This is a genomic window from Corynebacterium sp. ACRPS, assembly GCF_022346005.1.
GTDB lineage: Bacteria > Actinomycetota > Actinomycetes > Mycobacteriales > Mycobacteriaceae > Corynebacterium.
In genome coordinates, this window is the sequence record NZ_JAKRMY010000001.1 from 158,064 (window position 1) to 183,008 (window position 24,945).

General features: G+C 60.2%; 19 protein-coding genes. 8 read left to right on the plus strand and 11 right to left on the minus strand.

From position 1 onward, the window contains the following. Positions 1–10 precede the first annotated feature (10 nt). Positions 11–1,180 carry an imidazolonepropionase gene (gene hutI / locus MHX65_RS00735; RefSeq protein ID WP_239267832.1) on the minus strand — a complete coding sequence of 390 codons (1,170 nt, stop codon included), beginning with the start codon at positions 1,178–1,180 and terminating at the stop codon, positions 11–13. Next, a complete protein-coding gene (locus tag MHX65_RS00740; RefSeq protein ID WP_239267834.1) occupies positions 1,181–2,857 on the minus strand; it encodes a urocanate hydratase in 1,677 nt (558 codons plus the stop codon). A 181-nt stretch (positions 2,858–3,038) separates the two neighbouring features. Between MHX65_RS00740 and MHX65_RS00745 the strand changes: the two genes are divergently transcribed. Beyond that, on the plus strand, positions 3,039–3,845 hold the full coding sequence (locus MHX65_RS00745; RefSeq protein WP_239267836.1) for an SGNH/GDSL hydrolase family protein: 807 nt from the start codon (positions 3,039–3,041) through the stop codon (positions 3,843–3,845). Here MHX65_RS00745 and MHX65_RS00750 read toward each other — a convergent pair. The 3 genes from MHX65_RS00750 to MHX65_RS00760 all read right to left on the minus strand — a co-directional run bounded on the left by MHX65_RS00750 (position 3,828) and on the right by MHX65_RS00760 (position 6,863). Further along, positions 3,828–4,490, minus strand: coding sequence for a flavin reductase family protein (locus tag MHX65_RS00750; protein ID WP_023021803.1), 663 nt, complete (start codon positions 4,488–4,490; stop codon positions 3,828–3,830). The genes MHX65_RS00745 and MHX65_RS00750 overlap by 18 nt on opposite strands. Before the next feature lies 1 nt (position 4,491). Beyond that, positions 4,492–6,045 carry a histidine ammonia-lyase gene (gene hutH / locus MHX65_RS00755; protein ID WP_239267838.1) on the minus strand — a complete coding sequence of 518 codons (1,554 nt, stop codon included), beginning with the start codon at positions 6,043–6,045 and terminating at the stop codon, positions 4,492–4,494. A 74-nt stretch (positions 6,046–6,119) separates the two neighbouring features. Beyond that, positions 6,120–6,863: an IclR family transcriptional regulator gene (locus tag MHX65_RS00760; protein ID WP_239267841.1), complete on the minus strand. Its 744-nt coding sequence runs from the start codon at positions 6,861–6,863 to the stop codon at positions 6,120–6,122. Between the two features lie 62 nt (positions 6,864–6,925). On the opposite strand from MHX65_RS00760, the gene hutG reads away from it, so the two are divergent. Then, the gene (gene hutG / locus MHX65_RS00765) at positions 6,926–7,864 is read left to right on the plus strand and encodes a formimidoylglutamase (protein WP_239267843.1); all 939 of its coding nucleotides are present in this window, start codon (positions 6,926–6,928) and stop codon (positions 7,862–7,864) included. A 3-nt stretch (positions 7,865–7,867) separates the two neighbouring features. Here the strand turns inward: hutG and MHX65_RS00770 are convergent, their stop codons facing one another. Next, complete coding sequence (locus tag MHX65_RS00770) at positions 7,868–9,214, minus strand: YjiH family protein (RefSeq protein WP_239267845.1); 1,347 nt, start codon at positions 9,212–9,214, stop codon at positions 7,868–7,870. A gap of 127 nt (positions 9,215–9,341) precedes the next feature. Between MHX65_RS00770 and MHX65_RS00775 the strand changes: the two genes are divergently transcribed. The 3 genes from MHX65_RS00775 (at position 9,342) to MHX65_RS00785 (ending at position 14,249) form a co-directional block, all read left to right on the plus strand. After that, complete coding sequence (locus MHX65_RS00775; RefSeq protein ID WP_239267847.1) at positions 9,342–9,728, plus strand: (deoxy)nucleoside triphosphate pyrophosphohydrolase; 387 nt, start codon at positions 9,342–9,344, stop codon at positions 9,726–9,728. Positions 9,729–9,740: 12 nt separating this feature from the next. Further along, entirely contained in the window at positions 9,741–12,863 is a 3,123-nt protein-coding gene (locus MHX65_RS00780; RefSeq protein ID WP_239267849.1) for a DUF3427 domain-containing protein, read from the plus strand. A gap of 93 nt (positions 12,864–12,956) precedes the next feature. Further along, entirely contained in the window at positions 12,957–14,249 is a 1,293-nt protein-coding gene (locus tag MHX65_RS00785) for an Nramp family divalent metal transporter (protein ID WP_239267851.1), read from the plus strand. Here the strand turns inward: MHX65_RS00785 and MHX65_RS00790 are convergent. Together MHX65_RS00790 and MHX65_RS00795 are read right to left on the minus strand one after the other, a co-directional pair. Then, positions 14,246–14,473: a hypothetical protein gene (locus MHX65_RS00790; RefSeq protein WP_239267853.1), complete on the minus strand. Its 228-nt coding sequence runs from the start codon at positions 14,471–14,473 to the stop codon at positions 14,246–14,248. The genes MHX65_RS00785 and MHX65_RS00790 overlap by 4 nt on opposite strands. A 39-nt stretch (positions 14,474–14,512) precedes the next feature. Continuing rightward, positions 14,513–15,748, minus strand: a complete 1,236-nt coding sequence (locus MHX65_RS00795) for an MFS transporter (RefSeq protein ID WP_239267855.1) — start codon at positions 15,746–15,748, stop codon at positions 14,513–14,515. A gap of 112 nt (positions 15,749–15,860) precedes the next feature. Here MHX65_RS00795 and MHX65_RS00800 point away from each other — a divergent pair, with 112 nt between their 5' ends. After that, positions 15,861–16,373: a hypothetical protein gene (locus MHX65_RS00800; protein WP_239267857.1), complete on the plus strand. Its 513-nt coding sequence runs from the start codon at positions 15,861–15,863 to the stop codon at positions 16,371–16,373. A 4-nt stretch (positions 16,374–16,377) separates the two neighbouring features. On the opposite strand, the gene MHX65_RS00805 is transcribed toward MHX65_RS00800, so the two are convergent. Together MHX65_RS00805 and MHX65_RS00810 are read right to left on the minus strand one after the other, a co-directional pair. Continuing rightward, positions 16,378–17,232, minus strand: coding sequence for a DNA primase (locus MHX65_RS00805; protein WP_239267859.1), 855 nt, complete (start codon positions 17,230–17,232; stop codon positions 16,378–16,380). A gap of 81 nt (positions 17,233–17,313) precedes the next feature. Further along, a complete protein-coding gene (locus MHX65_RS00810) occupies positions 17,314–19,017 on the minus strand; it encodes a carboxylesterase/lipase family protein (RefSeq protein ID WP_239267860.1) in 1,704 nt (567 codons plus the stop codon). Positions 19,018–19,160: 143 nt separating this feature from the next. Between MHX65_RS00810 and MHX65_RS00815 the strand changes: the two genes are divergently transcribed. Together MHX65_RS00815 and MHX65_RS00820 are read left to right on the plus strand one after the other, a co-directional pair. Beyond that, positions 19,161–19,892 (plus strand): EcsC family protein, encoded by a 732-nt coding sequence (locus tag MHX65_RS00815; RefSeq protein WP_239267862.1) that lies wholly within the window; start codon positions 19,161–19,163, stop codon positions 19,890–19,892. 169 nt (positions 19,893–20,061) lie between these two features. After that, entirely contained in the window at positions 20,062–23,817 is a 3,756-nt protein-coding gene (locus MHX65_RS00820) for a multifunctional oxoglutarate decarboxylase/oxoglutarate dehydrogenase thiamine pyrophosphate-binding subunit/dihydrolipoyllysine-residue succinyltransferase subunit (RefSeq protein WP_411697121.1), read from the plus strand. A gap of 373 nt (positions 23,818–24,190) precedes the next feature. Here the strand turns inward: MHX65_RS00820 and MHX65_RS00825 are convergent, their stop codons facing one another. After that, a complete protein-coding gene (locus MHX65_RS00825) occupies positions 24,191–24,937 on the minus strand; it encodes a hypothetical protein (protein WP_239267866.1) in 747 nt (248 codons plus the stop codon). Positions 24,938–24,945 lie beyond the last annotated feature (8 nt).

Genomic DNA, 24,945 nt, shown 5'->3' on the forward strand with positions numbered 1-24,945 from the left:
CCATTCCTCGCTATACCCCCGCCACGAACGTGCGGTAGCTCAGCGGCATGCCCGGCCGGTAGGCCAAGTGCACCGCGCTGGGAGCATCGAGCACGTGCAGGTCAGCGGCAGCTCCTTCCACCAGGGTGCCCTTCGCGGGGCGGCCCTGCGGGTCGAGTCCGTTGCCCACATTATGGCGGCGCAGCGCCGTGGCACCACCGGTGGTGGCGGCGTGGATGGCCTCGTCGACGGATAGGTGCTGCTGCAGGACGGCCGTGGTCACGCAGTAGTTCATCGACGAAGTATAGGAGGTACCTGGGTTGAGGTTGGAGGCGATGGCGAGGGTGGCGCCGGCATCGAGAAGCGCACGGCCAGGCGCCAAGGGCTCGCGCGTGGAGAGATCGCAGGCCGGGAGCATGGTGGCCACGGTCTCGGATGCGGCGAGCTTTTCGATGTCACTATCGCTCAGGTAATTCACGTGGTCCACCGAGGCGGCGCCGAGATCGACCGCGAGGCTAACCCCCGGGCCCTCGCCAAGCTGGTTGCCGTGCACGCGCAGGCCAAGCCCCAACTTTTTACCGGCTTCGAGAACCCGGCGCGACTGCTCTTCATTGAACGCGCCGCGCTCGCAGAAGACGTCGATCCACTGGACGTATTCGGCAACCCCGTCCAGCATGGGGCCGACGACCTCATCGAGGTAGTCTTCCGCATCCGCTCCCGGCGGCACGAGGTGGGCACCCAGGAAGGTGACGTCATCGACATGCTGGGATGCCACGCGCGCGGCTTCCACTTCAGATTCCGTGTTGAGGCCGTAGCCGGTCTTGGTCTCGAAGGTGGTGGTGCCACCGCGGCGGCCGGCTGCCACGCGCTCGGCGACGAGCTTATCCAAGCGGTCTGCCCCCGCCTCCCGGGTGGCGTCCATGGTCACCGCGATGCCGCCTGCCTCGTAGGAACCGCCGGACATGCGGGCCTCGAACTCGGCGGAGCGGTCACCGTCGAAGACCATGTGGGTGTGCGAATCCACCCAGCCCGGCAGGACGGCGCGCCCGCCCAAGTCCACCTGGTCATCGGCGGCAGGCGCCTGGGAAGCGGGGCCAATCCAGGCGATGGTGCCGTGGTCGGCGATAAGGGCGGCATCGTTAAGCGTGCCGTGCTCGCTGACCGTGCGGAGTTCAGAAATTCCGGTAAAAAGTGTGCTCATTTAATCCCTTGCCTTAAATTCCATGGGAACGCGAACGCCGCGCTCCTTGGCTACTTCCTCTGCGCGAGAGTACCCGGCATCGACGTGGCGGATAACACCCATGCCTGGGTCATTGGTCAGCACGGCGCGCAGCTTGGCGGCGGCGAGATCGGTGCCATCGGCAACCGTGACCTGGCCGGCGTGGATGGAGCGGCCCATGCCCACTCCGCCGCCGTGGTGGAGGGAGACCCAAGTCGCGCCGGAAGATACGGCGGTCATGGCATTAAGCAGCGGCCAGTCAGCGACGGCATCGGTGCCATCGAGCATGGCTTCGGTCTCGCGGTACGGGGAGGCAACCGAGCCGGAGTCGAGGTGGTCGCGGCCAATGACGATGGGGGCCTTGATCTTGCCCTCGCGCACCAAGTCATTGAAGAGCAGGCCGGCCTTGTGGCGCTCGTTGTAGCCAAGCCAGCAGATGCGGGCGGGCAGGCCCTCGAACTCGACGTATTCTTCGGCGGCGTCCAGCCAGTTGTGCAGGTGCTCGTTCTCTGGGAAGAGCTCCTTCAGGGCTTCGTCGGTGACCTTGATGTCTTCGGGGTCGCCGGACAGCGCTGCCCAACGGAACGGGCCCATTCCCTCGCAGAACAGCGGGCGGATATAGGCGGGAACGAAGCCGGGGAACTCAAATGCGCGCTGGTAGCCGGCGTGGCGCGCCTCATCGCGGATGGAGTTGCCGTAGTCAAAGACCTCGGCGCCCTCGTCCTGGAATTCCACCATCGCCTGGACCTGTGCGGCCATAGATTCGCGGGCCTTTTTGGTAAAGGTCGTGGGATCGGCCTTGGCCTCGGACTGCCAGTCATCCACGGTGATTTCGGTGGGCAGGTAGGACAGTGGGTCGTGCGCGGAGGTCTGGTCGGTGACGATGTCTACCTTGAATTCCCCGGCGCGCTGGCGGCGCAGCACCTCGGGGAAGACCTCGGCGGCATTGCCCACCAGGCCGACAGAAAGGGCCTTTTTGTTTTCCTTGGCATCGAGAACCAAGCGCAGGGCCTCGTCCAGGTCGGTGACCACTTCATCGAGGTAGCGCTTGTGCTGGCGGCGGCGCAGGCGGTGTTCATCCACGTCCACGATGAGCACTGCTCCGCCGTTCAGCGTCACGGCGAGCGGTTGGGCACCGCCCATGCCGCCGCACCCGCCGGTCAGGGTCAGGGTGCCGGCCAGGCTGCCCTCGAAGCGCTTCTTGGCCACGGCCGCGAAGGTCTCGTAGGTGCCCTGCAGGATGCCCTGGGTGGCGATGTAGATCCAGGAGCCGGCCGTCATCTGGCCGTACATCATCAGGCCCTCGTCCTCGAGCTTGCGGAAGTGCTCCCAGTTGGCCCAGTCGCCCACCAGGTTGGAGTTGGCGATGAGCACGCGCGGTGCCCATTCATTGGTCTTCCAGATGCCCACCGGCTTTCCGGATTGGACGAGGAGGGTTTCATCGCTTTCTAAGTCCTTCAGCGATTCCACAATGGCATCGAAGGCCTCCCAGCTGCGCGCTGCACGACCGGTACCGCCGTAGACCACGAGGTCCTCGGGGCGCTCGGCAACCTCGGGATCGAGGTTATTCATCAGCATGCGCAGTGGCGCTTCGGTTTGCCAGGATTTTGCGTTGAGTTCGGTGCCGCGGGGTGCGCGGACTTCGCGTGGTTCAGACATGGCTTCCTTTCGCTCGTGCTTATCGACGCCGTGCCCTACCCCAAGGCCGGTTTCCCGGGGCTGTCTCCCGGGGGCTTGGCGAGCGTCACAGATATCAATTTAGTGTGATACACAACGTATTTAGAGCATTCACAATCACCAACTGTCTGGCATTTCAGACTCGACGGCTACGATGGCAGTCATGCGCCACGTATTGCCCGCCCTCGCCGCCGCCTGCCTGCTGGCAGGATGCTCCTCGCAGCCGCAAGAAGCCCAAGAAGCCACAGAAGACCCCGAAAACTATGTGGCCCTCGGGGATTCCTACGCGGCGATGGGCTCGACGACGCTCCCTCTCGATCCGCCCGATTCCTGCGCACGCGCACAAGATTCCTATCCAGAACTCGCCGCGCAGGAGATCACCACCAGTTCTTTCCGCAACGTCGCCTGCCAGGGCGCGAGCACGCTGGATGTTTTATCCTCCGCGGGCGAGCACCCCGCCCAGGTGGACGCACTGGCCGCGGATACATCCCTTGTCTCCTTGAGCATCGGCGGCAACGACGTAAGCTTTGTGCGCCTGACCCAATGCGCAACGGACGATATATGCCAAGACGAATCGGGAGCGCAGATAGACCTGGAGCTACACGATCTACCCCAACGCCTGGACAAGGTCTACGGGGAAATCGCCCACCGCTCGCCCGAGGCAAAGGTCATTGCCACCGGCTATATCCCCCTCATCAACCCCGGCGAGACCTGCCCCTTCATAGAAAAAATCCCGGCCACAGACCGGGAGTGGTTGGCAAATACCATCCAGCGCATCAACCAAGCGGTGCGCGAGGCCGCCGAGCGCAACGGCGCCACCTACGTGCTGCCTGACGATGCCCCGCAGCACTCCGCCTGCTCAGGCAAACCGTGGGTGGACTTTACGGGGCAGGATACCGATTCCTTCCCCATGCACCCCACCCACGCGGGCCAGCGGGCTATGGCCGATGCGCTACGCGCTGCCCTCTAGTCCGGCGCGCGCGGCGTCGTCGGAGCCGGGCACGCGCATCTCGAATTTTTCTGTGACCACGGTGTAGTCAAAGTAGCCCATGCGCGCGATGGGCTTAATCTTGAGGATGTCAAGCTTGCCTTCCTCATCGATGACAGATTCATCGATATGGATAGTCTTTACATCCGCCACCACGAGGTCGATGCTGCCCACCTTGGAATTGCCAGGCACGCGCAGCGTGGTCTTGTACTGGCACTCGAACTTCACCGGCGATTCTTTCACCATGGGAATGCGGTAATTGTCCGCATATTCCTTGGTAACGGACAGGCGGTCCCACTCGCTGTCGCCATAGTCGAGCACCTGGGCGGATTTATTGACTTCCTCGCGAAGATCATAGGTGGCCATATTCCACACGAACCAGCCGGTCTCCTCCGCGTTAAGCACCGTGTCCTTGCGACGACCATCCGGATACTGGTTGGCCGAAAACATCACCATGGGCGGATCGAAGGTGAGGTTTTGCCACTGGCTATAAGGAGCGATATTTTCGCGGCCCTCACCATCCACGCTGGAAAGCCATCCAATGGGGCGCGGTACCGTGCTGGCTTTGAAAGGGGAAAACGGCAAAGGGTTGGGCTCAGATTGCGGGTGCCAAGAGATGGTCGACATATTAATCACGCAGCTTTCCAGTAGCATTCTCGACAGCTTCGACAAGCGCGCCCTCCTTGACTAGGCGCACGGTCTCCTCGATTTCCGGCGAGAGGTAGCGGTCCACACCTGGCCCCTTGACGGTTTCGCGCAGCTTGGCGATTACCGCGCCGGTTCCCTTGGCCGGGGTACCCTCGCGCATGTCGATAGCGCGGGCAGCGGTGAGGATTTCTACGGCAAGCACGCGTTGTAGGCCATCGACGGCCTTGCGCAGCTTGCGGGCGGCGGACCAGCCCATGGATACGTGGTCTTCCTGCATGGCAGAGGAAGGAATGGAATCGGCCGAGGCCGGGGTGGCCAGGCGCTTTAATTCGCTGACGATGCCAGCCTGGGCGTATTGGGCGATCATGTGGCCGGAGTCGACTCCGGGGTCATCGGCAAGAAAGGCGTTCAAGCCGCGGTTGCGGGCCGGATCCAAGAAGCGGTCGGTGCGGCGCTCAGAAATGGACGCCAGGTCCGCGGTGACGATGGACAGGAAATCGAGCGCATAAGCCACCGGGGCGCCGTGGAAGTTGCCGTTGGAGACCACGCGGCCGTCCTTAGCCACGACCGGGTTGTCCACGGCGGCGGCGAGCTCGCGCTCTGCCACCTGTGCGGTATGCGCCAAGGTATCGCGGAAACCGCCGGCCACCTGTGGCGCGCAGCGCACGGAGTAGGCGTCTTGGACCTGGTTCTTCTTGAACTCCTCCAGCGCTGCGGCGAGGATCTCGGAGCCGTCCGCCACCTGGCGGATATTGGCGGCAGAATCGGCCTGGCCCGGGTGCGGGCGCAGCTGCTGGAGGTCATCGGCAAAGACCACGAGGGTGCCAAGCAGGCCTTCTACCGTCATCGCGGTGGCGATATCGGCGGTCTTGGCGGCCGCACGCAGGTCAGTAATGGCCAGGCAGAGCTGGCCCAGCATGCCATCGGTTCCGTTGATAAGCGCAAGGCCCTCCTTCTCGCGCAGCTCCAGCGGCTCGATGCCGGCGGCGGCAAGAGCCTCGTCGGCGTCCTTGAGCTCGCCGCCCACGCGTACCTCACCCTCACCCAACAGCGCTAGGGCGCAGTGAGCCAGCGGGGCCAAGTCGCCGGAGCAGCCCAGCGAACCGTATTCGCGCACCACCGGCACGATGCCGGCGTTGAGCGCCTTGGCATAAGTTTCTACCACCACGGGGCGCACGCCGGTACGGCCGGTACACAGGGTGGATAGGCGCAGCAGCATGAGCGCGCGAATTACTTCTTCTTCCACCTCAGGGCCGGTGCCGGCCGCGTGGGAGCGCACCAGGGACAGCTGCAGCTGCGCGCGCATCTCTTCTGGAATGTGGCGGCGGGCAAGCGCGCCGAAGCCGGTGGAGATTCCGTAGACCGGCGTGGGATCCTGGGCCAGTTCTTCGACCCGGTCGCGTGTGGAGGCGACCTCGTCCAAAGCCTCGGCGGAGATTTCTACCGTGGCACCGTAGCGGGCAACGGCCACGACTTCCTCAATGGTCAGCGCTCCGACGCCGACTGTAACGGTGGATGGGTATGCATTAGGCATGATGACTCCTAGTGTCTTTAGGGCAACAAAATATAGCTCACGTCACAGCCTAACGCGCTAGCCCGCATGGTACCTCACTTTTCGCGCTGGCGATACATTTTCCCCGCAACTTTCTCCGCGGCCTGGCGCAGCGCCGCAATGAGCTCCTCTACCCTATCCGCCGGCGTGGACACGGGATAGGTCACCGCAATGGCCGCCGCAGGCCGCTCCAAGTGGTCCAGGATGGGCACCGCCACCGAGGCCTGGCCCCGCGAGATTTCTTCCACCTCCTGATCCCACCCGCGCGCACGGGCCAGGTGCAGCTGCTCTTTGAGGAAACCAAAATTTTCCCCGCCCGCGGTATCAAAGGCGGCCTTGACCTCGGATTCCGGCAGGTGCGCCAGCATCACCCTGCCCGAGGCCGTCTTATGCGCCTGCAGGCGCACCCCGACCTCCGTAACCAACGAGGTCGCGCCCGGCGCGCGGACCTCCTGCAGGTATAAAATCTCCGAGCCCGCCATACGCGAAAGGTGCCCAGATCCACCTACCAGCCGCGCGCATTCCTCCAGGTCGCGCGTTGCCATGCGCACTAGCGGCTGCTGGGTTACATAGGCAGAGGCCATCGAATACGCGGCCAGCCCCAGGCCGTAGGTCTTGTGCTCGGGCAGGTGGGCAACGAAGCCGGCATCGACCATCTCCGCGAGCAGGTGGTACGTGGTCGAGCGCGGCAGGCCGAGCTCGCCTTGGATGCGGGCGGCGGAAATCGGGACATCGATAGTCGATAGCAGCTTGAGGATGTCCAGGGCATGGCGCGCAGCGGGGACTCGATTAGCACTCACAGCGCCCAATTATATTCCGCTACTGCCAGACAAACTCACCGCACGCTTCTAGTATCGGCACTATGAATACCGAATCAGCCCCACTTTTTACTCCCGCCCCCGAGTGGTCCGGCCGCTCCGATGGTCCCGGCCCCGAGCACGCGCGCTGGCATAGCGTTATCAACCAAGCCGAATCCGCGCCCGTAACCCTGCTGGGGTTTGCCTCCGATGAGGGCGTGCTGCGCAACGGCGGCCGCCAAGGTGCTGCCGCCGGCCCCGCCGCCCTGCGCACAGCCCTCGGATCCCTCGCGGTTCACCACGGCCATGCGCTTGCCGATGCCGGAACCATCACCACCCAAGCCGACGATCTCGACGGCGCCCACGAGGCCCTATCTGACAAGGTCGAAGAACTCGTCCGCAGCGCTACCCTGCCGATTATCTTGGGCGGCGGGCACGAAACCGCCTTCGGCTCCCACCGCGGCCTGTTCCGCGCGCGCGGTGCCACCCCGATCATCAACCTGGATGCCCACTTCGATCTCCGCCACGCGGACCACGCCACCTCCGGCACGCCCTTTACCCAGATTTCCCAGCTCACCGATGACTTTGAGTACACCGTCTTCGGTATTTCCCGCCCCAATAACACCGCGGTGCTCTTCAACGATGCCGATAAGCTCGGCGTCAACTACACCCTGGATGAGGAGCTGGTGAACCTCACCCCGGCCGAATGCGGCGCGCTCGCCACCCAGGCCACCGCCGCTGCGGACAAGGTCCACCTCTCCATCGACCTGGATGTCCTTCCCGCCTCCACCGCGCCGGGTGTATCCGCTCCGGCCAGCCTCGGCGTTGCCTACGAGCGCATCCGCGCCCTGGCGGTCGCCATCGCCGCGACGGGCAAGCTCGCGCTTGTCGATGTCGTCGAGCTCAACCCCACCTTCGACATAGACAACCGCACCGCCAAGGCAGCGGCACGGCTTATCGATGACATCGTTAACGCTCACCTCACTGCGGTAAGCGGGCAATAAACCTCAAAACAGCAGGTGCGCAATCGGGGTCGCAATCACGATGGTGAGGGCCACCCGCTCAAACCAGATGATGACCAGGTGAGATAGCTTCACCGGAATCTTGGTGGCCAAAATGCACGGCACCAGGGCGGAGAAGAAGATGATGGCAGAGACCGCCACGACCCCGATGACGAATTTCAGCACCATGGAATCGCTGTCGGCCACCGCTGTGGCGGGTAGGAACATCTCCGCAATGCCCATCGCCGCGGCCTTGCCGCCAAGTGCCGGCTCCGGCAGCTGCACTATCCAAGCAAAGGGATAAAACAGGTACCCAATCCATTCAAAGATCGGGGTAAACCGCGCAAGCAGCAAGCCAATAAGGCCCACCGACATGATGGACGGCACGATGGCCGCGGCCATGCGCACGCCATCGCGCAGGTTATCCCAAATGGCCTGCGGCAGCGACGGCGCGCGCTGCAAAGCCAGCATCGCTTCGCGCCACGCATTCTTAAAACGCGATCCTTCCACCGGCTTTTCTGGGTCAGGCTCTACACCCGCGCAGTATTCATCCGGAATCGTCCGCAGCGGCGGGATGCGCACGGTAATGGCCGTAACCAGGAACGTCACCAGCAGCGTGACGGCGAAATAGGTGCCCCAGATATTCATCAAATCCAGTTGCTTGGCCACGATGACCATAAACGCCGCCGATACCGTGGAAAACCCCGTGGCAATAACTGCAGCCTCTCTGCCGGTATAACCGCCCTTTTGATAGACACGGTCCGTGACCAAGATGCCCAGCGAATACGACCCGACAAAGGATGCCACCGCATCGATGGCGGAGCGCCCCGGCGTCTTCCACAGCGGACGCATGATGGGTTGCATCAGCACCCCAACAAATTCCAAGAGCCCAAAGCCAATGAGAAATGCCAGGAAGGTACCGCCGATGGGCACGATAAGCCCCACCGGTGTGGCAATGGAGTTCCACAAGAAGGGAACCAAGTCCTCATCGCCCAATACCCACGGCAGCGCGTCAATGACCATGAGGAAGGAAATGACCGCACCGGCGATATTGAGGACCGCAAAGACCGCCTGCAGCGCACTTTGCTTAAACGCCCCAGTGCTAAAGCTACGGACCGTGCCATACACGGCGAGCGCAAAAATAAGCCACGGCACCACCGCCGGAATGCTATCGCGCACGATGGTGACCATGTGGTCCAAAGGAATGGAGTTCTTTTCCTTATACGTCACAGGAAAGAAGAACACGAACGCGCCAATGGCGCTATAAACAAAGAGTTTCCACCGTCCCTCAGGCCGCGGGACTTCCCCGTCATGGCTCTGGATGGAGGAATTAACTGAATCAGTAGAAGTCACGATAGACCGCCCCTCAAGCTTGCATGATGATCAAGCCCGCGCGACAGCCTGACGCGAACATTGCGATTATGTTAGCTAAATTACATCTTCTTGTCTAGCGTTTCTTAGCTCAAGGCACAATGGGACTATGTCTAACCCCATCCGCGTCGTCGGCGCCGTCTTTCACGATGGCGATCGCTTCCTCGCCTGCCGCAAGAAACCCGGAAAACCCCTAGAAGGACATTGGGAATTTCCGGGCGGAAAAATCGAACCGGGAGAATCACCCGAACAGGCTTTAGCCCGCGAAATTCGCGAGGAACTCAACCTTACTGCCCGCGTAGGCAGCAAACTCACGACGACCATCTACGAGTACGACTTTGCCACCATCGAACTAACCACCTTTTATTGCACGCTCACCAGCGGCGAGCTTCGCCTGAGCGATCATGACGCAACCAGGTGGGTTACCCCCGCAGAAGCAATGGAGCTGACCTGGGCGCCAGCAGATATTCCAGCCGTGGAAAAACTTTGCCCTTAGAATCTTGTAGCTATGAGTCATTCCTTGGATTCCTCGCTCCCCTTCGGCGTTTACGAAACCCCGGTGACCTCGCGCATTCGTGAGCGAATGGAGGAAACGCAAAGCCGACACCCATCGGCGGGATTCGGGGTAGGAAACGGCACAGATGATAGCGCTCGCGGGCGCTATACCTCGGCCATGTCTCAACACATCGGCGATTTACTAGAGCAACGCCTCATGGGGCTCAAATCCTCAGCAGACCGAGTAGCCCTTATCAATACAATCGCTGGAATGCTTGGCGAGGACGAAGATATTGATACCGAGCAACTCCTCTACGCCGTCTACAACACTTCTTTAGCCGAGCCTCCGCTGCTTCCGGATGTATCGCTGACTAAGAGCGCGCTTTTTACTAATGCCCAGGGCGAGACCAGCCTGACCAGCGAGGTTGAGCGGGAGATAAAGACAGCCGATTCCGTCGACTTATTGTGTGCCTTCATCAAAAGCTCCGGAATCAGTGTCCTTGACCAGCAATTGCAGTTCCTGCGCGACAACCAGATTCCATTCCGCCTATTGACCTCTACTTACTGTGGGGCTTCCGATGCGGCGGCTCTTAAACGCCTGGTAGAAAAATATCGCGCCGATGTAAAGATTTGCTATGAGCATAAATCCACACGCCTGCACGCCAAAGCATGGCTATTCCGACGGGATTCTGGCTTCGACACCGCTTTTATTGGAAGCTCGAACCTTTCGAGGTCTGCTCTTATCGATGGCTGGGAATGGAACGTGCGCGGCTCTGCTACGGCGACGCCTGAGGTCATCGAAAAATTCATAAAGACTTTCGACAGCTACTGGCACGATAGCCACTTCAAGACTTTTGACCCCGCCAGGGATATGGATCGCCTGCAGGAATCCCTGCGCATTGCAAAAGGCACGGAGTCCCCACAAGCTTTGCGCCAATTAGAGCTTTCTGGCCTAGAAGTTACTCCCTATCCTTATCAAGAAGAGATGCTCGAGGCGCTGCGGTCCGAACGTGAGGTAAAGGATCGCCACAAAAACCTACTCGTTGCGGCGACAGGCACCGGCAAGACCGTCGTAGCTGCCCTGGATTACCTCAATCTTTGCCGGCAGTGGAAGCGTCGCCCACGTTTGCTCTTCGTCGCACACCGCAAAGAAATTCTTCACCAAGCGCGGCGTACGTACCGCGAGGTGCTCAAGGATGCCAACTTTGGCGAGTTGCTTGTCGATGGCACCGAGCCCCGGCGCTGGGACTTCGTATTTGCGAGCGTTCAGTCGCTCAATTCCACTCGCTTAGAAAAGCTCGCGCCGGATCAATTCGATGTGGTGGTCATCGACGAATTCCACCATGCAGAAGCTCCAACATATAACGCGCTTCTTAGCCATTTTGAACCAGACGAATTACTTGGGCTGACCGCAACACCTGAGCGCGGCGATGGCAAAAATGTCCAACAGTACTTTGACTACCGCATTGCCCATGAGCTTCGCCTCTGGGATGCTTTGCGCCTGCAACTTTTGGTTCCCATGCATTATTACGGAATTGCAGACGGTACGGATCTTTCTTCGCTTACGTGGAACAGGGGCAAGAAAGATTACAACACCAACGAGTTGTCAGAGTTTTATATCAAGTCTGGTGAAAAACGGACGCGCTTTATTCTTAATGAACTGGATAAACGGATTTTCGATCTTTCTGAAATGAAGGCGATCGGCTTTTGCGTCTCCATTGCCCACGCAGAGCATATGGCCCAGCAATTTCAGCACTTTGGAATTCCAGCCCAGGCCGTAACGAGCAAATTAACTTCTTCTGAACGCGCAGAAGCCATTCAACAACTCGAAAGCGGCGCCATCAAGGCTCTCTTTTCCGTTGATATTTTCAATGAGGGCGTCGACATCCCAGCGGTCAATACACTGCTCTTGCTCCGGCCAACCCAAAGCCCGGTTATCTTCCTACAGCAACTTGGCCGCGGTCTTCGCCTTGCTCCCGGAAAGGATTCTTGTACCGTATTCGATTTCATTGGCCAACAGCATGTTGAATACGATTTTGAGCGTAAATTCAATGCATTAACGAGAAAACGCGGGAAACATCTACTCACCGAGATAGAGCAGGGCTTTCCCACCACGCCGCCGGGAACGCACATCCAATTCGATGAATCGACGACGGAACAGGTCCTCAACAACGTAAAGAAGACGACACGGAGCAACTTGCGGAAAGTGCGTGCGCTGGTGGCGGAATTGCGAACTACCGATCTCAAAGAATTCCTCGACGAGGCAAACCTCGAATTGGAGGATATTTATCGCCCCAACAAATACTCCTGGACCCGCCTCCTGCGCGAGGAAGGCCTCCTCGAGCCACGTGACGATGAGATGGAAAGCTTCTTACTCAACCGGATTAAAGTTTTCCTCCACGTCAATGATGCGACACGCATTGAGGCTTATCTTCGAATCCTAAAATCCTCCACTTCGCAATTCGGCGATATGTCGCCCACTGATCAAGCCTTTGCACGAATGCTGGTCTTGGGCTTTTGGGCTAATTCCAATGCACCCAGCCCGTCTTCTTTTGACCAAGCGCTGGGGATATTGCGAGAGCACCCGCGAGTTATTTGGGAACTTGAACACGTCATGCGGCTACAAAACGATGCTTCGCGCATTATCCCGCAGCCTAGTGACGACACCGTTCTGGAAACTCACGCAGACTACTCTCTGGCAGAGTTAGTCGGCGCCTTGCAAACTGGCGAATTAGAAAAACTGGTCAGCCTTCCGCGCGAGGGAGTGAAATACTTCCCCGAGATGAACATGGACTTATTCTTGGTGACTTTCCAAAAAGACGATCAAGTTAGCGCCACCACGAATTACCGGGACTACCCGATTTCACCGGATCTCCTCCACTGGGAATCGCAATCGACAACAACTCTAAAATCGAAGGCCGCACGTCGTTATATTCGGCATGATGAGCTCGGCGGGAAGATTCTTATCGCCTCTCGCTTTACTAAGAAGAACTCAGTGGGCACCGCGAGCGCCTATACATTTTTGGGTGCTGTGGATTATGTTTCCCACCACGGTGAAAAGCCCATTCAGTTCCAATGGAAGCTGCAAAGAACCATGCCAAAGGCGCTGTACGCTGCTGGCCGGACCGTCGCTTAGCACGCATGGTTGAATAATTGGGCTGCACTCTACCAGTCAAGAGTGATACATTTCTCTTAAGTGATTCACACCATAGCCACTTAAGGAAGTGTCATGAGCCATTCAGATAACCACACCGGCGTAACATCCGCCGAAGGCCAACAGACACACAACTCTGAGCCACAAGCAAAGGTGAAATGGACCCTCGTTGGTCCGGGTTTGGTCGCCGCAGCTACCGGCGTCGGTGCCGCCGACCTGGTGGCAACCATGATTGCCGGCCAGCGCTACGGTTACGCACTGTTGTGGGCCGTCATCGTCGGTACGATTATGAAAATCGTGCTGGTGGAAGGCGTCGGCCGCTATAGCTTGGCCACCGGAAACACCATGTTCCACGGCTGGCGGGAACTAGGGCGCTGGACCTCGTGGTACTTCGCGCCCTACATCGTCATCTGGGGATTGGTATATGGCGCCGCCGCCATGTCCGGCACCGGCTTGGCATTGAGCGCACTCTTCCCCGGGACAAGCTTGACCATGTGGGCTATCCTGACCGGCGTATTGTGCTTTGCGCTTACGTGGTTGGGTCAATACCAGCTCTTTGAAAAGCTTGCCGCCGTATTAGTTGGCATCATGTTCGTCACTGTGGTGGGCATCGCCGCAATTACAGCGCCTAATTTGCCAGAGATTCTGCGCGGCCTCGTCCCCACCATCCCGGATGGGTCTTTCGTCTACGTGCTCTCCATCGCCGGCGGTGTCGGCGGCACTATTACCCTTGCTGCCTATGGCTACTGGCTGCGAGAAAAGAAGTGGTTCACGCCCAAGTGGATGAAGGTCATGCGCATGGACAACTCGGTGGCCTATGCCGTCACCGGTATCTTCGTCCTAGCTACGCTGGTCCTTGGTGCCGAGCTTTTGTACAGCGCTAATGTCGCTGTCTCCGATAACGACCAGGGCTTGGTGGACATGGCGGACGTGCTGGAGGCTCGCTACGGAACCTTTATTTCTAAGTGGTTCATCGTCGGATTCTTCGCTGCCGCATTCTCTTCCTGCTTGGGCGTGTGGAACGGTGTGTCCCTCATGTTTGCGGACTACGTTGGGCACCTGAAGAACCTCCCACAAGGCCACCCCAGCACCAGCACGGGCGGTAAGTACTACCGCGCTTACCTCATCTGGTTGACCTTCCCACCGATGCTGCTCCTGCTGCTGGGCAAGCCCACCGGGTTGATCATTGGCTACGGCGTCTTGGGCGCATTCTTCATGCCCTTCCTGGGACTTACTCTCTTGGTTCTGCTGAATACCAAGCACACCCCGAAAAAATGGCGCAATGGCTGGTTCATCAACACCCTGATGGGCATCATTTCTGCGGCCTTTGTCTACCTGTGCGTGTCCCAGGTCGCAGGGCTCTTCTAGCCCTGTTGCTCGTAATCTTCAAGGTACGCGCCGATCACCCTTAAGCTCTCGACCTCGTAGAGAGGGATGCGCCGGCGTGTACCGTCCTCAAGCCGGCGAAGCACCCAAGTATTTTCTTCCATCCACCAGGCGCGGCCTACAACTACGTCTGCATTATGAAGCCGTACCCAAATAATCAAAGCGTTATTAACCGCATCAAGAAAGCGCGCGTTTAAGTCATCCACACGCGCATAACTTAGCCGGCACTGAGCGGTTGCCGTCAACTATTTTTTCGGCATTCGCTCTACTTCCACCGTGGACTCCTGGCGGGGTTCGCGGCCGAAGAGCCAGGCGATAATGCCGAAGATGGCAATGGCACCGCAGACGGTGAAGGCTGTGGGGAAGCCATAGACATCGGCAAGCAGCCCAATGAGCATGGGTCCCACGATCTGGCCGAGGTCTCCTGCCATCTGGAAGGCGGACAATACCTTGCCGCCGGAGCGCTCGTTGCCCACGATGTCTGCCACCGCGGCGGTCTGGGAAGGATTGATTAGGCCCGATGCTGCACCCGCAAGGGCGGATACGAGCAAGAGGAACCACACGCTGGTGGCCAGGCCCATTAGCACCATGAAGATGGCGGAGCCGACCAAGCCAATCAAGATAAGCGGCTTGCGGCCATGGAGATCGGACCACCGGCCGGAGAACTGAAGAATAATCGCATTGCCTGCGGCGAAGGCGGCGAGGGCTAGGCCCGAGGCTGCGGCGCCATTATGGAAAATCGCGGCGGCGAAAAGCGGCAGGACGGACACGCGTACGCCCATATTGATCCAACCGTGGGCGAAGTTGGAGGTCAGCACCGCGCGGAAAGCGGTATCACCCCAGGCCTCCTGCAGGCGCATGGGAGGCAGGTCCGACGTAGTGGATTGGGAGTGGTTGACCCGCGGCATCTGCCACCAGACAACGAACGCAGCAAGCATCACGCCAATGCCGTAGATGAAAAATGGCCAGCGAAAGCCCAGGAAGGACAGGCTGGCGCCGAGCACTGGGCCGGCGACATTGCCCAGCAGGAATGCCGTGGCATAGGTGGCGGAGCACTTACCGCGAATCGACGGTGGAGACAGGCGCACGATAAGGCCCATCGCGGAGACAGTAAACATGGTCGAGCCAAGACCTGCCAGGGCGCGCAACACCACGATGTGCCAATACTCTTGGGCAATGGCGACCAAGCCCGTGGTCACGGCAACGGTCATCAGGCCCACCAGGTAGACGCGGCGCGAGCCGACGCGGTCTACCAACGAGCCAGACACGGGCGCGAAGATCAGCCGGGAGGCGGCGAAGATAGAGACCACCAGGCCGGCGGCGGCCATCGAGACATCGAAGCTGACCACGAACTGCGGCAAAAGCGGTGCGATAAGGCCATAACCTAAGGCGATAATGAACGCCGCCGTTACCATTACCCAGATTTCCCGCGGCACCTTGGGCTTTTCGTAGGGCGCCGGTTCGGCATTAGCACTCTTCATAGCACGTGCAACCTTATGCCTTTGAAGGTCTGAAATCTATTTAAGCTACCTTTTCGAACTTGTGTTTGTATTGTTCGAACTCGTGTCGGCCTTGCGGTTTAGAGTAAGGGCCATGCACAACGTAGATAAGAACTTTTCGCACACAGTACCCAGTCAGCCCAGCGCCACGGCTACGGAAATCGCCGCCGACTTGGCCTATCACCACTATGAGACCGTCAGCTCAATTTCCGCCATCATGCACCACCCGCGGTCCTTGGCTCGCCCCACCCCGACGTGGCGCCCGCCCATAAAGCAACTGCCACCCACACCAGGCGGCGCGGACTACAGCATGAGCATTACCCGCCACCGCGTGGGAGCACGAGTAAAGGCGCGGATCCGCGGGTTCGGCGAAAGCCGCATCCCCGCCTACCTCATCACCATTCGCATCACCGATAACTTTGGGCAGATAGTCGATCCCGCCACGGCGGAAGGATGGGTGCGCACGCTTGTCCCCGTCGAGTTAGCTGGCGCCGTCCACGAGATTTCCCGTGGACCCAATGCCACCTACGTGTGGCTGGTGGATAGCGCCTTTAAGCCCGTACGCTCTCCGGAATCCCTTTTCGCGGGATTCCAGCAAGCGGCTTAGGGGCTTAGTTGTTGTCGCCCTCGTCGTCAGCGTCAGCGTCGTCGTCTTCGGTGAAGGTATCGAAGAACTCAAGGGCCTCGTCCGCGTCATCATCGGCGTCTTCGCAGAAGATGTCGTAGACGTCTGGTTCTTCGAAATCGTCCTCATCGAAGTTGACGAGCTGGGCTTCCCAGTCCAGGGCCTGCTCCGAGACCAATCCGAGCACGTCAAAGAGGCGGTCGAAATCGGTGTAGGTGCCCAGTTCCAGGGCCTCAGCGGGGACTTCCACGATGGGGATGTCATCGGAGTCAGTGTTGTCAAAGAGGGCAAGGCGCTCGTTTTCATCGAGGTCCTCGCCTTCCTCGTCCACCTGCCACAGCTCCGTCACGGCCTCATCCTCGAGCTCTTCCATGTCTTCTTCATCGAAGTCGAAGGCCAAGAAGCGCACGATGGCAGAGGGCACGCCGTCGATGGTTTCTACCAATACGCGCAGCTCAGAATCGTTGCCTACTTCCGCGACCACCAGGTGCGGGTTGAGTTCATCCTGGTCAAACTCCAATTCCGCGATGCGCTCATCGGTGCCTTCCAAGAGGTCCCGGAGGACGGTAACAACCTGGTCGGTGGCGATGTGGCGGGAGACGGCCTCTACGGCGTCGTCGACGGAAAAGGCGACGGAGACCAAGACGGCCTCGAATTCTTCATCGTCTTCATCCACATCCGCGGCAGCGATGTACACATTGGCCGCCGGCAAGAGAGGATCGATTTCAACAAACTGGATTTCCAAATCAGAGGTGATTGGAACGAACATGACGTCTTCGTTGACGCGGGACTCAATGCCCTCGGCGTCCAATGCGGAAGCGATATCTTCGAAAAAGCTCATGGTGGTGAAAAATCCATCCTTCGGAAGCAGAGGTCCCCGCGGTGGGCAAGACGCCGCCCGCGGTCACCCTGGATTCTACCGCTAATCCCGCCGGTGTGGTTGGAAACCAAGGGAGCGCACCAGCTCTGGGCGCCCACTTCCCCACTCCACCATGTGGTAATCCTCCCACGCCTTGCGGCGACCGTCATTGGGGGCGTGCACGATATAGGCCTGTTCATCAAAGATCATGGTCGCGCGCTCACCGCCCTCATAGCGCGGCCACTGCGCCTTCGGGCTGCCGCCGTGGATGAACGCGGCCCAGTGCTCCTGCATGGTGGAGGTCAATTCCTCCATCTCAGCCCGCGAGCCCCAGCCAGTTAGCAAGGAGGCGCGCGAGGATCGGGGATCACCAAAGACATTGCCCAATTCCATCGAGTGCATGGCGCCTAAGCCCAGCCACTTCAAGACGGCAGAGGCGAAGTCGAAGCGGTACATCCACGTATCGGCCACTTCAGAGTGGGCGCTGGCGATGCGGGTGGAAGGTGCCCAGAAGAGGGCATCGGCAAGCAAGTGCGCAAAATCTTCCCGGCGGACCGCACCGCGGTAGGCGGCGACGACCTCGGGGGCGTGGTGGGGATCGTAGGAGGCCAAGAGCCGCAGGGCGGCGCGCTCTCGGGCGCTTTGGCGCTGAAAGAGGAACTTGCCAAAGCTGGCTTCGTCCGAATTCGTGCCTATCAGCAGCGGGATTTTGTGCTGGTGGCCCTGCTCAAAGGCGGTGATGGGGTGCTCGGGCAATAGCTCGCCGTCCACCGTGGGCGCGTAGCAGGAGTTTAAGTGCAGTAGCTCGCCGGCGCGCCACATCATGGATTGGCCGGAGCGCACCACATCCGCACAGTCTTCCTGGCGCAGGTCATCCACGCTCACCCGGCGCGGCAGGCCCACCCGGCGTGCGAGTTCGCGGGCCCACAAGGTGGATTGGGCGCGGGAATGCACCAACGCAATGGGTGGGGACTGGGCAATGGCGCGGTGGAAGAGCCCTTCGGCGGGCGGGCTGGTCATCAGTGCCAGCACCGCGGCGCCGCCGGCGGATTCGCCCATGAGGGTGACCGAGTCTGGGTCGCCGCCAAAGGCAGCGATATTCTCCCGCACCCATTTCAGGGCCAGAATCTGATCCGCCACGGCGGGGTTGGCGCTGCACTCGCCGCCGAGGCTGCGCAGATCGAGATATCCCAGGGCGTTGAGGCGGAAGTTGATGGATACGTAGACCACGTTCATGCGGGTGGCGAGCTCAAACCCGCGCAGCATGAGCATGTGGGACGAGCCCATGATGAAGCTGCCGCCGTGCAGGTACACCACCACGGGCAGCTTTTCCTCCGTGCGGGGGCGCACGATGTCGAGGTACAGGCAGTCCTCGGAGCCGACAATGCGGTCGGTCCAGGAGTACGTGGGTTGTGGGGCAATTGGCCCGAATTGGCTGCAATCGCGCACGCCCTCCCAACGCGGTGCCGGGCGTGGGGCGCGAAAGCGGCTGTCGCCGGCCGTAGAGGCACCGAAAGGAATGCCGCGCCACGTGCGCACCGGCCCGGCGCTAATGGGGCGATCTACTCGCAGGTCTTCTTCGATGACCCCGCGCACCCAGCCGGAGGTCGTGCGCACGGTGACCTCATCCGCGTAGGCATTCTGTGCCCGCTCGTGGGCCTGACGGGCGCGCTCGTGTGCGCGCATGGCCCGCAAGCGCGCGGCAGCGGTGGACTCTTCGGAATAAGAGTCCCTACTGTCGCGTTGACCATCCTGCGGGTAAGGCATACTCCCTACCTTAGGTAGGTTGCGCGCCGGTGGCGATCTGAATCGCACCTGGCGGCCCCTTCTTTCAAGGTCAGGGCTATGCTAGGTAAAAAATCAATTGATACCACTACCCCAACAAACTAAGGATTGGTGTGGGAGAAGGCATGTCCATATTTAAAAAATCCACCCCGGATAAAGCAGCTACTGACACATATGACATCGATCCGGAGCACAGCGGCCGTTTTACCAAGGCGCTGCTGAATTCCTTGGACCGCGCCGTATCCGTGCAATCTGGTGTTATTTCCAAATACGTCACGAGCCTAAAGAAGCACCACCCAGAAGCCACTGACCAAGAATTGCAGGGCTTTATTAACAAACACTTCATCAATATCACATCCGGCACGGGCGCGGCCGCTGGTGCCTCCGCATCCGTGCCCGGCATTGGGCTATTTACGGGCGCGGCCACCATTGGTGCGGAATCCGTAGTCTTTCTTGAAGCCGCTGCGTGGTACATCCTGGCGTCCGCGTACCTGCGCGGCGACGATATCTCCTCGCCCGAGCGTCGCCGCGCCCTCGTACTGGTGGTATTGACAGGCTCGAAGGGCTCCGCGGTGGTCGATACCTTCGTTGGAGACCTCGGCACGGTCACGGGGGCGCGTTCGGTTGCCTCGCTCTCCCGCTTTTCCGGGCCCACACTATCTGGCATCAATGGCAGGTTGACCAAGGTATTTACCAAGCAGATCACCAAGCGCATGAAGTGGGCATGGGTGGGCAAGCTCATGCCTATGGGCATCGGGGCGGTCATCGGTACAAAGGCCAACCGCAAGCTGGCCAATCAGGTCATCGAATACGCCCGCCAGCAGCTCTCCCCTCTTTCCCACACAAAGGCGGGTTAGTGGTGATCGTTTAGAGCGAATTCGCTACCCCTGACATAGTGAAGGTGAGGGATTGGCCCGTATCATATAGGCAGACACTTTGGCGGGTGAGAAATGCGCTCGTACAAAGTCCGGACTAAAGTCGAATAAACGACCATTTTAAAGCAGAGAAATGAGGCGAATACCTGCCGTGAGCACATCGAGCATCTTCGGCCCGAATGCGTGGCTGATAGACGAGCAGTTCCAGCAGTACTCCAAGGATCCTAGCTCCGTAGACAAGGAGTGGCGCGACTATTTCGAAGCAAACGGCGCGCCCAAGGCGCAGCCAGAAGCTGCGGCTCCTTCTCAAGCATCTAAGCCACAGCCAAAGAAGGCACAGGCAGAGTCTAAGTCCTCGGCCAAGAAGACCGAAGGCACTACCACCGCCCGCAAGCAAGAGGCCCGCGATACCAACGTGAAAGAGTCTGTATCTAGGGCCAAAGAAAAGTCCGCGAAGGCAAAGCATTCTGCGGGCAAGAATGCGCAGTCTCCGCTGGATAACCTAGAAGATTATAAGGGCGGCGACGAGCGCCAGCTCAAGGGCATGTTCAAGGCTATTGCTAAGAACATGGAAGAATCCCTTGAGATTCCTACCGCTACCACCGTGCGCGATATGCCGGTCAAGCTCATGTGGGAAAACCGCTCCATGATCAATGACCACCTGAAGCGCACCCGCGGTGGCAAGATCTCCTTTACCCACATTATTGGCTACGCCATGGTCAAGGCCGTACAGCTGCACCCTGGCATGAACGTGCGCTACGAGGAAAAGGACGGCAAACCCTTCGTCGTCCAGCCTGAGCACATCAACCTGGGCCTGGCAATCGACCTCCCGCAGAAGGATGGCTCCCGCGCCCTCGTGGTTGCCGCCATCAAAGAATGCGAGACCAAGTCCTTCGCTGAGTTCATTGAGGCTTACGAAGACATCGTTACCCGTTCCCGTAAGAACAAGCTCACCATGGATGACTTCTCAGGGGTCACCATTAACCTGACCAACCCGGGCGGCATCGGCACCCGCCACTCCATTGCCCGCCTGACCAAGGGCGCAGGCTCCATTATCGGCGTTGGTTCCATGGATTACCCGGCAGAGTTCGCCGGCGCCTCCGCTGACCGCCTGGCTGACCTCGGCGTCGGTCGCCTAGTCACGCTGACCTCCACCTACGACCACCGCGTCATCCAGGGTGCAGAGTCCGGCGAGTTCCTGCGCACCATCGGCAAGCTCATCGTTGATGACGCCTTCTGGGACGAGCTCTTCGAGTCCATGGGCGTTCCTTATGAGCCCTTCCGCTGGGCTCAGGACATCCCCAACTCTGGCGTGGACAAGAACACCCGCGTCATGCAGCTCATCGAGTCCTACCGCTCCCGCGGGCACTTGCTTGCCGATGTCAACCCGCTCGGCTGGTCCCAGCCCGGCCTGCCTAGCCCCGATCACCGCGACCTCGACATCGCTACGCACGGCCTGACCATCTGGGATCTGGACCGCGTCTTCAACGTCGGCGGCTTCGGTGGCAAGGAACAGATGACCTTGCGTGAGGTGCTCTCCCGCCTGCGCGCTGCTTATACCCTGAAGGTCGGTTCCGAATACACCCACATCTTGGACCGCGACGAGCGCAGCTGGATGCAGGACCGCCTCGAGGCCGGCATGCCAAAGCCGACCAATGCCGAGCAGAAGTACATCCTGCAGAAGGTCAACGCCGCCGAGGCATTCGAGAACTTCCTGCAGACCAAGTACGTGGGCCAAAAGCGCTTCTCCCTCGAGGGTGCCGAGACCCTCATCCCGCTGCTGGATTCCATCATCGACACCGCTGCGGGCCAGGGCCTCGACGAGGTCGTCATGGGCATGCCGCACCGTGGCCGCCTGAACGTGCTGTTCAATATCGTCGGCAAGCCGCTGGCAGATATCTTCGGCGAGTTCGACGGCAACTACAAGGGCGGCCAGCTCGGCGGCTCTGGTGACGTGAAGTACCACTTGGGCTCCGAGGGCGAGCACCTGCAGATGTTCGGCGATGGCGAAATCAAGGTCACCCTTGCCGCCAACCCGTCCCACCTCGAGGCCGTCGACCCAGTCATGGAGGGCATCGCCCGCGCCAAGCAGGACATCTTGGACAAGGGCAAGGACGGCTACTCCGTCGTTCCCGTCATGCTCCACGGCGATGCGTCCTTCACCGGCCTCGGCGTCGTGCAGGAGACCATCAACCTCTCCCAGCTGCGCGGCTTTACCAACGGCGGTACCGTCCACATCGTGGTCAACAACCAGGTGGGCTTTACCACCACCCCGGACTCCGGCCGCTCCACCCACTACGTCACCGACCTGGCCAAGGGCTTTGACTGCCCGGTCTTCCACGTCAACGGTGATGACCCAGAGGCCGTTGTCTGGGTAGGCCAGATGGCCGCAGAATACCGCCGCCAGTTTGGCAAGGACGTCTTCATTGACCTCGTGGTCTACCGCCTGCGCGGCCACAACGAGGCCGATGACCCATCCATGACCCAGCCGCAGCTGTACTCGGTCATCGAGAACCACGAGCCGGTGCGCGAGCACTATACCAACGAGCTCATCGGCCGTGGCGACTTGTCTGCTGAAGACGCCGAGGCAGCGGCGCGCGACTTCCACGACCAGATGGAGTCCGTGTTCACCGAGCACAAGGAAGCCGAGAAGGCCGGCCCGAAGGAACAGACCGGTATTACCTCCTCGCAGGAGCTCACCCACGGTCTGGATACCTCCATCACCGCTGAAGAGATGGTCGAGCTTGGCGATGCCTACGGCAACCCACCCGAGGACTTCGAGTACCACAAACGCGTGGCCAAGGTAGCCAAGGACCGTGCGAAGTCTGTCCGCGAAGGCGGCATCGACTGGGGCTGGGGCGAGCTGCTCGCCTTCGGTTCCCTGGCTAACCAGGGCAAGGTTGTGCGCCTGGCCGGCGAGGATTCCCGCCGCGGTACCTTTACCCAGCGCCACGCCGTGACCTTCGATCCCCGCAATAGCAACGAGTACAACCCGCTCAACTCCTTGGCCGTGTCCAAGGACAACGGCGGCAAGTTCATGGTCTACAACTCCGCGCTGACCGAGTTCGCCGGCATGGGCTTCGAATACGGCTACACCGTGGGTAACCCCGATGCCCTCGTGGCATGGGAGGCTCAGTTCGGCGACTTCGCCAACGGTGCCCAGACCATCATCGATGAGTACCTGTCTTCCGGTGAGGCCAAGTGGGGCCAGCTGTCCAGCCTGGTTCTCCTCCTGCCGCACGGCTACGAGGGCCAAGGCCCGGACCACTCCTCCGCCCGCATCGAGCGCTACCTGCAGCTGTGCGCGGAAGGTTCTATGACCGTGGCCCAGCCGTCCACCCCGGCTAACCACTTCCACTTGCTGCGCCGCCAGGCTTTGGGCGAGATGAAGCGTCCGTTGGTCGTCTTCACCCCGAAGTCCATGCTGCGCAACAAGGCCGCTACCTCCTCCGTTGAGGAGTTCACCGAGGTCAAGAAGTTCCGCTCCGTTATCAATGACCCCCACTTCGTGGACGTCAATAACAAGAAGGTCGGCGACACGGACAAGGTCAAGACCATCATGCTGGTCTCCGGCAAGCTCTATTGGGACTTGGAGAAGAAGCGCGAGGCCGACGGCCGCGATGACATCGCCATCGTCCGCGTGGAAATGCTCCACCCGATTCCGTTCAACCGCCTAAGCGAGGCATTCGAGATGTACCCGAACGCCACCCAGGTCCGGTTCGTACAGGATGAGCCCGCCAACCAGGGCCCATGGCCGTTCTACAACGAGCACCTGCGCGACCTCATTCCGGATATGCCGGAAATGGTCCGCGTCTCCCGCCGCGCCCAGTCCTCTACGGCTACGGGTAACGCCAAGGTACACCAGATTGAGCAGAAGAACCTGCTTGAAGAGGCCTTCGACGTTTAACCACGTGTAACCGCTGAAAAGGCACCTAGCGCGCTGCAGCGCTGAATGCCCCAGTGAGGTTATTTCCTCACTGGGGCATTTTCATGGTTTCTGCTGCCTTCTCCTCGGTCCTCCTACCTCGCCGCCGTTCCTGCTCTCCCTACCTTCAGCTCCCCTCCTTCGCCTCACACCGGTCACCTACTCGTCCTTCGCGCTCACCGGCGAGATGGTAGGGGCATCGACAAGCTGCGCCCGTGAGCGCGAAGGGCGGGGCGGTAGCTGATGGCGACGCCGGGCGCCCTTCGCGGTCACGGAGGGGGCGATCGCATGTTAAAGGGCGGCTGCCCGTGAGCGCGAAGGGCGGTAAGTGGGTAGCACGGACCGCGCCGCTTACTTAAGAACTGCTCAGATCCGAGCCACCGGAGGAGCCGGAGTCGCTTTCTTCATTGACAATGTCCAGTCCGGAGGCTTCCATCCATTCGTGGACGACCTTCTTCAGCTCTTCGCCATCCTCTAGAGCCTCCACCATGTCAGAGATGTCTTTTTGCGTGATGAATTTGGTGACCGCGGCGACGGATTTTTCTTCTTCGCGGTCAAAGAGGCTGTCGCTATAGATGACCACGAAGTTTTCTGGCAGCTCTGGTTGTGCATCCTCACAACCGTGAGCGCCGGATGGCTCGACGGTAGCAAGTTGGGTGGGCAAGGTAGACATGAGCGCGATATGGGTGCGGGCAAGAAAGTCTTCCCCGCCCGGCTCACTGTCTTCTTCTGCCTTTTTATATTCCGCCGAGATATCGCGCGCCTCACCGGGATTAAAGTGGCTTAAAAAGTTGCCGGTGCAGCCGACGTAAAAGTTGCCTTCCGGGTTTAGGGAACTGCCCTTGCCTCCATGTGTTTTGAAGGTTTCTTCTTCCTTCAGCTCGGCTGTGCGTCCTTCCTCCAAGAGCGACTGCCGGAATACCTCGCCCAAGATGAGCTGATCTGTTTCTGCAGGGTCAACGACGATCTGCACCTGTTCCGGCTCGGATTGTGCCGCAGCGGGACTGGTATCGACTTTGTCTGAACACCCAGCAAGCAATGCAGCGCCTACCACCGCGGTAACAGTAGCGCGGGCATATCGACGGGCGGGGCTGCGCTTCACTGAGTGTG

Excerpts from the sequence above, each read along its gene's own strand:
- MHX65_RS00815 (WP_239267862.1), top strand. The coding sequence starts at position 19,161 with ATGTCCATATTTAAAAAATCCACCCCGGATAAAGCAGCTACTGACACA.
- hutH (WP_239267838.1), bottom strand. The coding sequence starts at position 6,045 with ATGCCTAATGCATACCCATCCACCGTTACAGTCGGCGTCGGAGCGCTG.
- MHX65_RS00785 (WP_239267851.1), top strand. The coding sequence starts at position 12,957 with ATGAGCCATTCAGATAACCACACCGGCGTAACATCCGCCGAAGGCCAA.
- MHX65_RS00795 (WP_239267855.1), bottom strand. The coding sequence starts at position 15,748 with ATGAAGAGTGCTAATGCCGAACCGGCGCCCTACGAAAAGCCCAAGGTG.
- MHX65_RS00800 (WP_239267857.1), top strand. The coding sequence starts at position 15,861 with ATGCACAACGTAGATAAGAACTTTTCGCACACAGTACCCAGTCAGCCC.
- MHX65_RS00805 (WP_239267859.1), bottom strand. The coding sequence starts at position 17,232 with ATGAGCTTTTTCGAAGATATCGCTTCCGCATTGGACGCCGAGGGCATT.
- MHX65_RS00810 (WP_239267860.1), bottom strand. The coding sequence starts at position 19,017 with ATGCCTTACCCGCAGGATGGTCAACGCGACAGTAGGGACTCTTATTCC.
- MHX65_RS00775 (WP_239267847.1), top strand. The coding sequence starts at position 9,342 with ATGTCTAACCCCATCCGCGTCGTCGGCGCCGTCTTTCACGATGGCGAT.
- MHX65_RS00740 (WP_239267834.1), bottom strand. The coding sequence starts at position 2,857 with ATGTCTGAACCACGCGAAGTCCGCGCACCCCGCGGCACCGAACTCAAC.
- MHX65_RS00750 (WP_023021803.1), bottom strand. The coding sequence starts at position 4,490 with ATGTCGACCATCTCTTGGCACCCGCAATCTGAGCCCAACCCTTTGCCG.
- hutG (WP_239267843.1), top strand. The coding sequence starts at position 6,926 with ATGAATACCGAATCAGCCCCACTTTTTACTCCCGCCCCCGAGTGGTCC.
- MHX65_RS00745 (WP_239267836.1), top strand. The coding sequence starts at position 3,039 with ATGCGCCACGTATTGCCCGCCCTCGCCGCCGCCTGCCTGCTGGCAGGA.
- hutI (WP_239267832.1), bottom strand. The coding sequence starts at position 1,180 with ATGAGCACACTTTTTACCGGAATTTCTGAACTCCGCACGGTCAGCGAG.
- MHX65_RS00780 (WP_239267849.1), top strand. The coding sequence starts at position 9,741 with ATGAGTCATTCCTTGGATTCCTCGCTCCCCTTCGGCGTTTACGAAACC.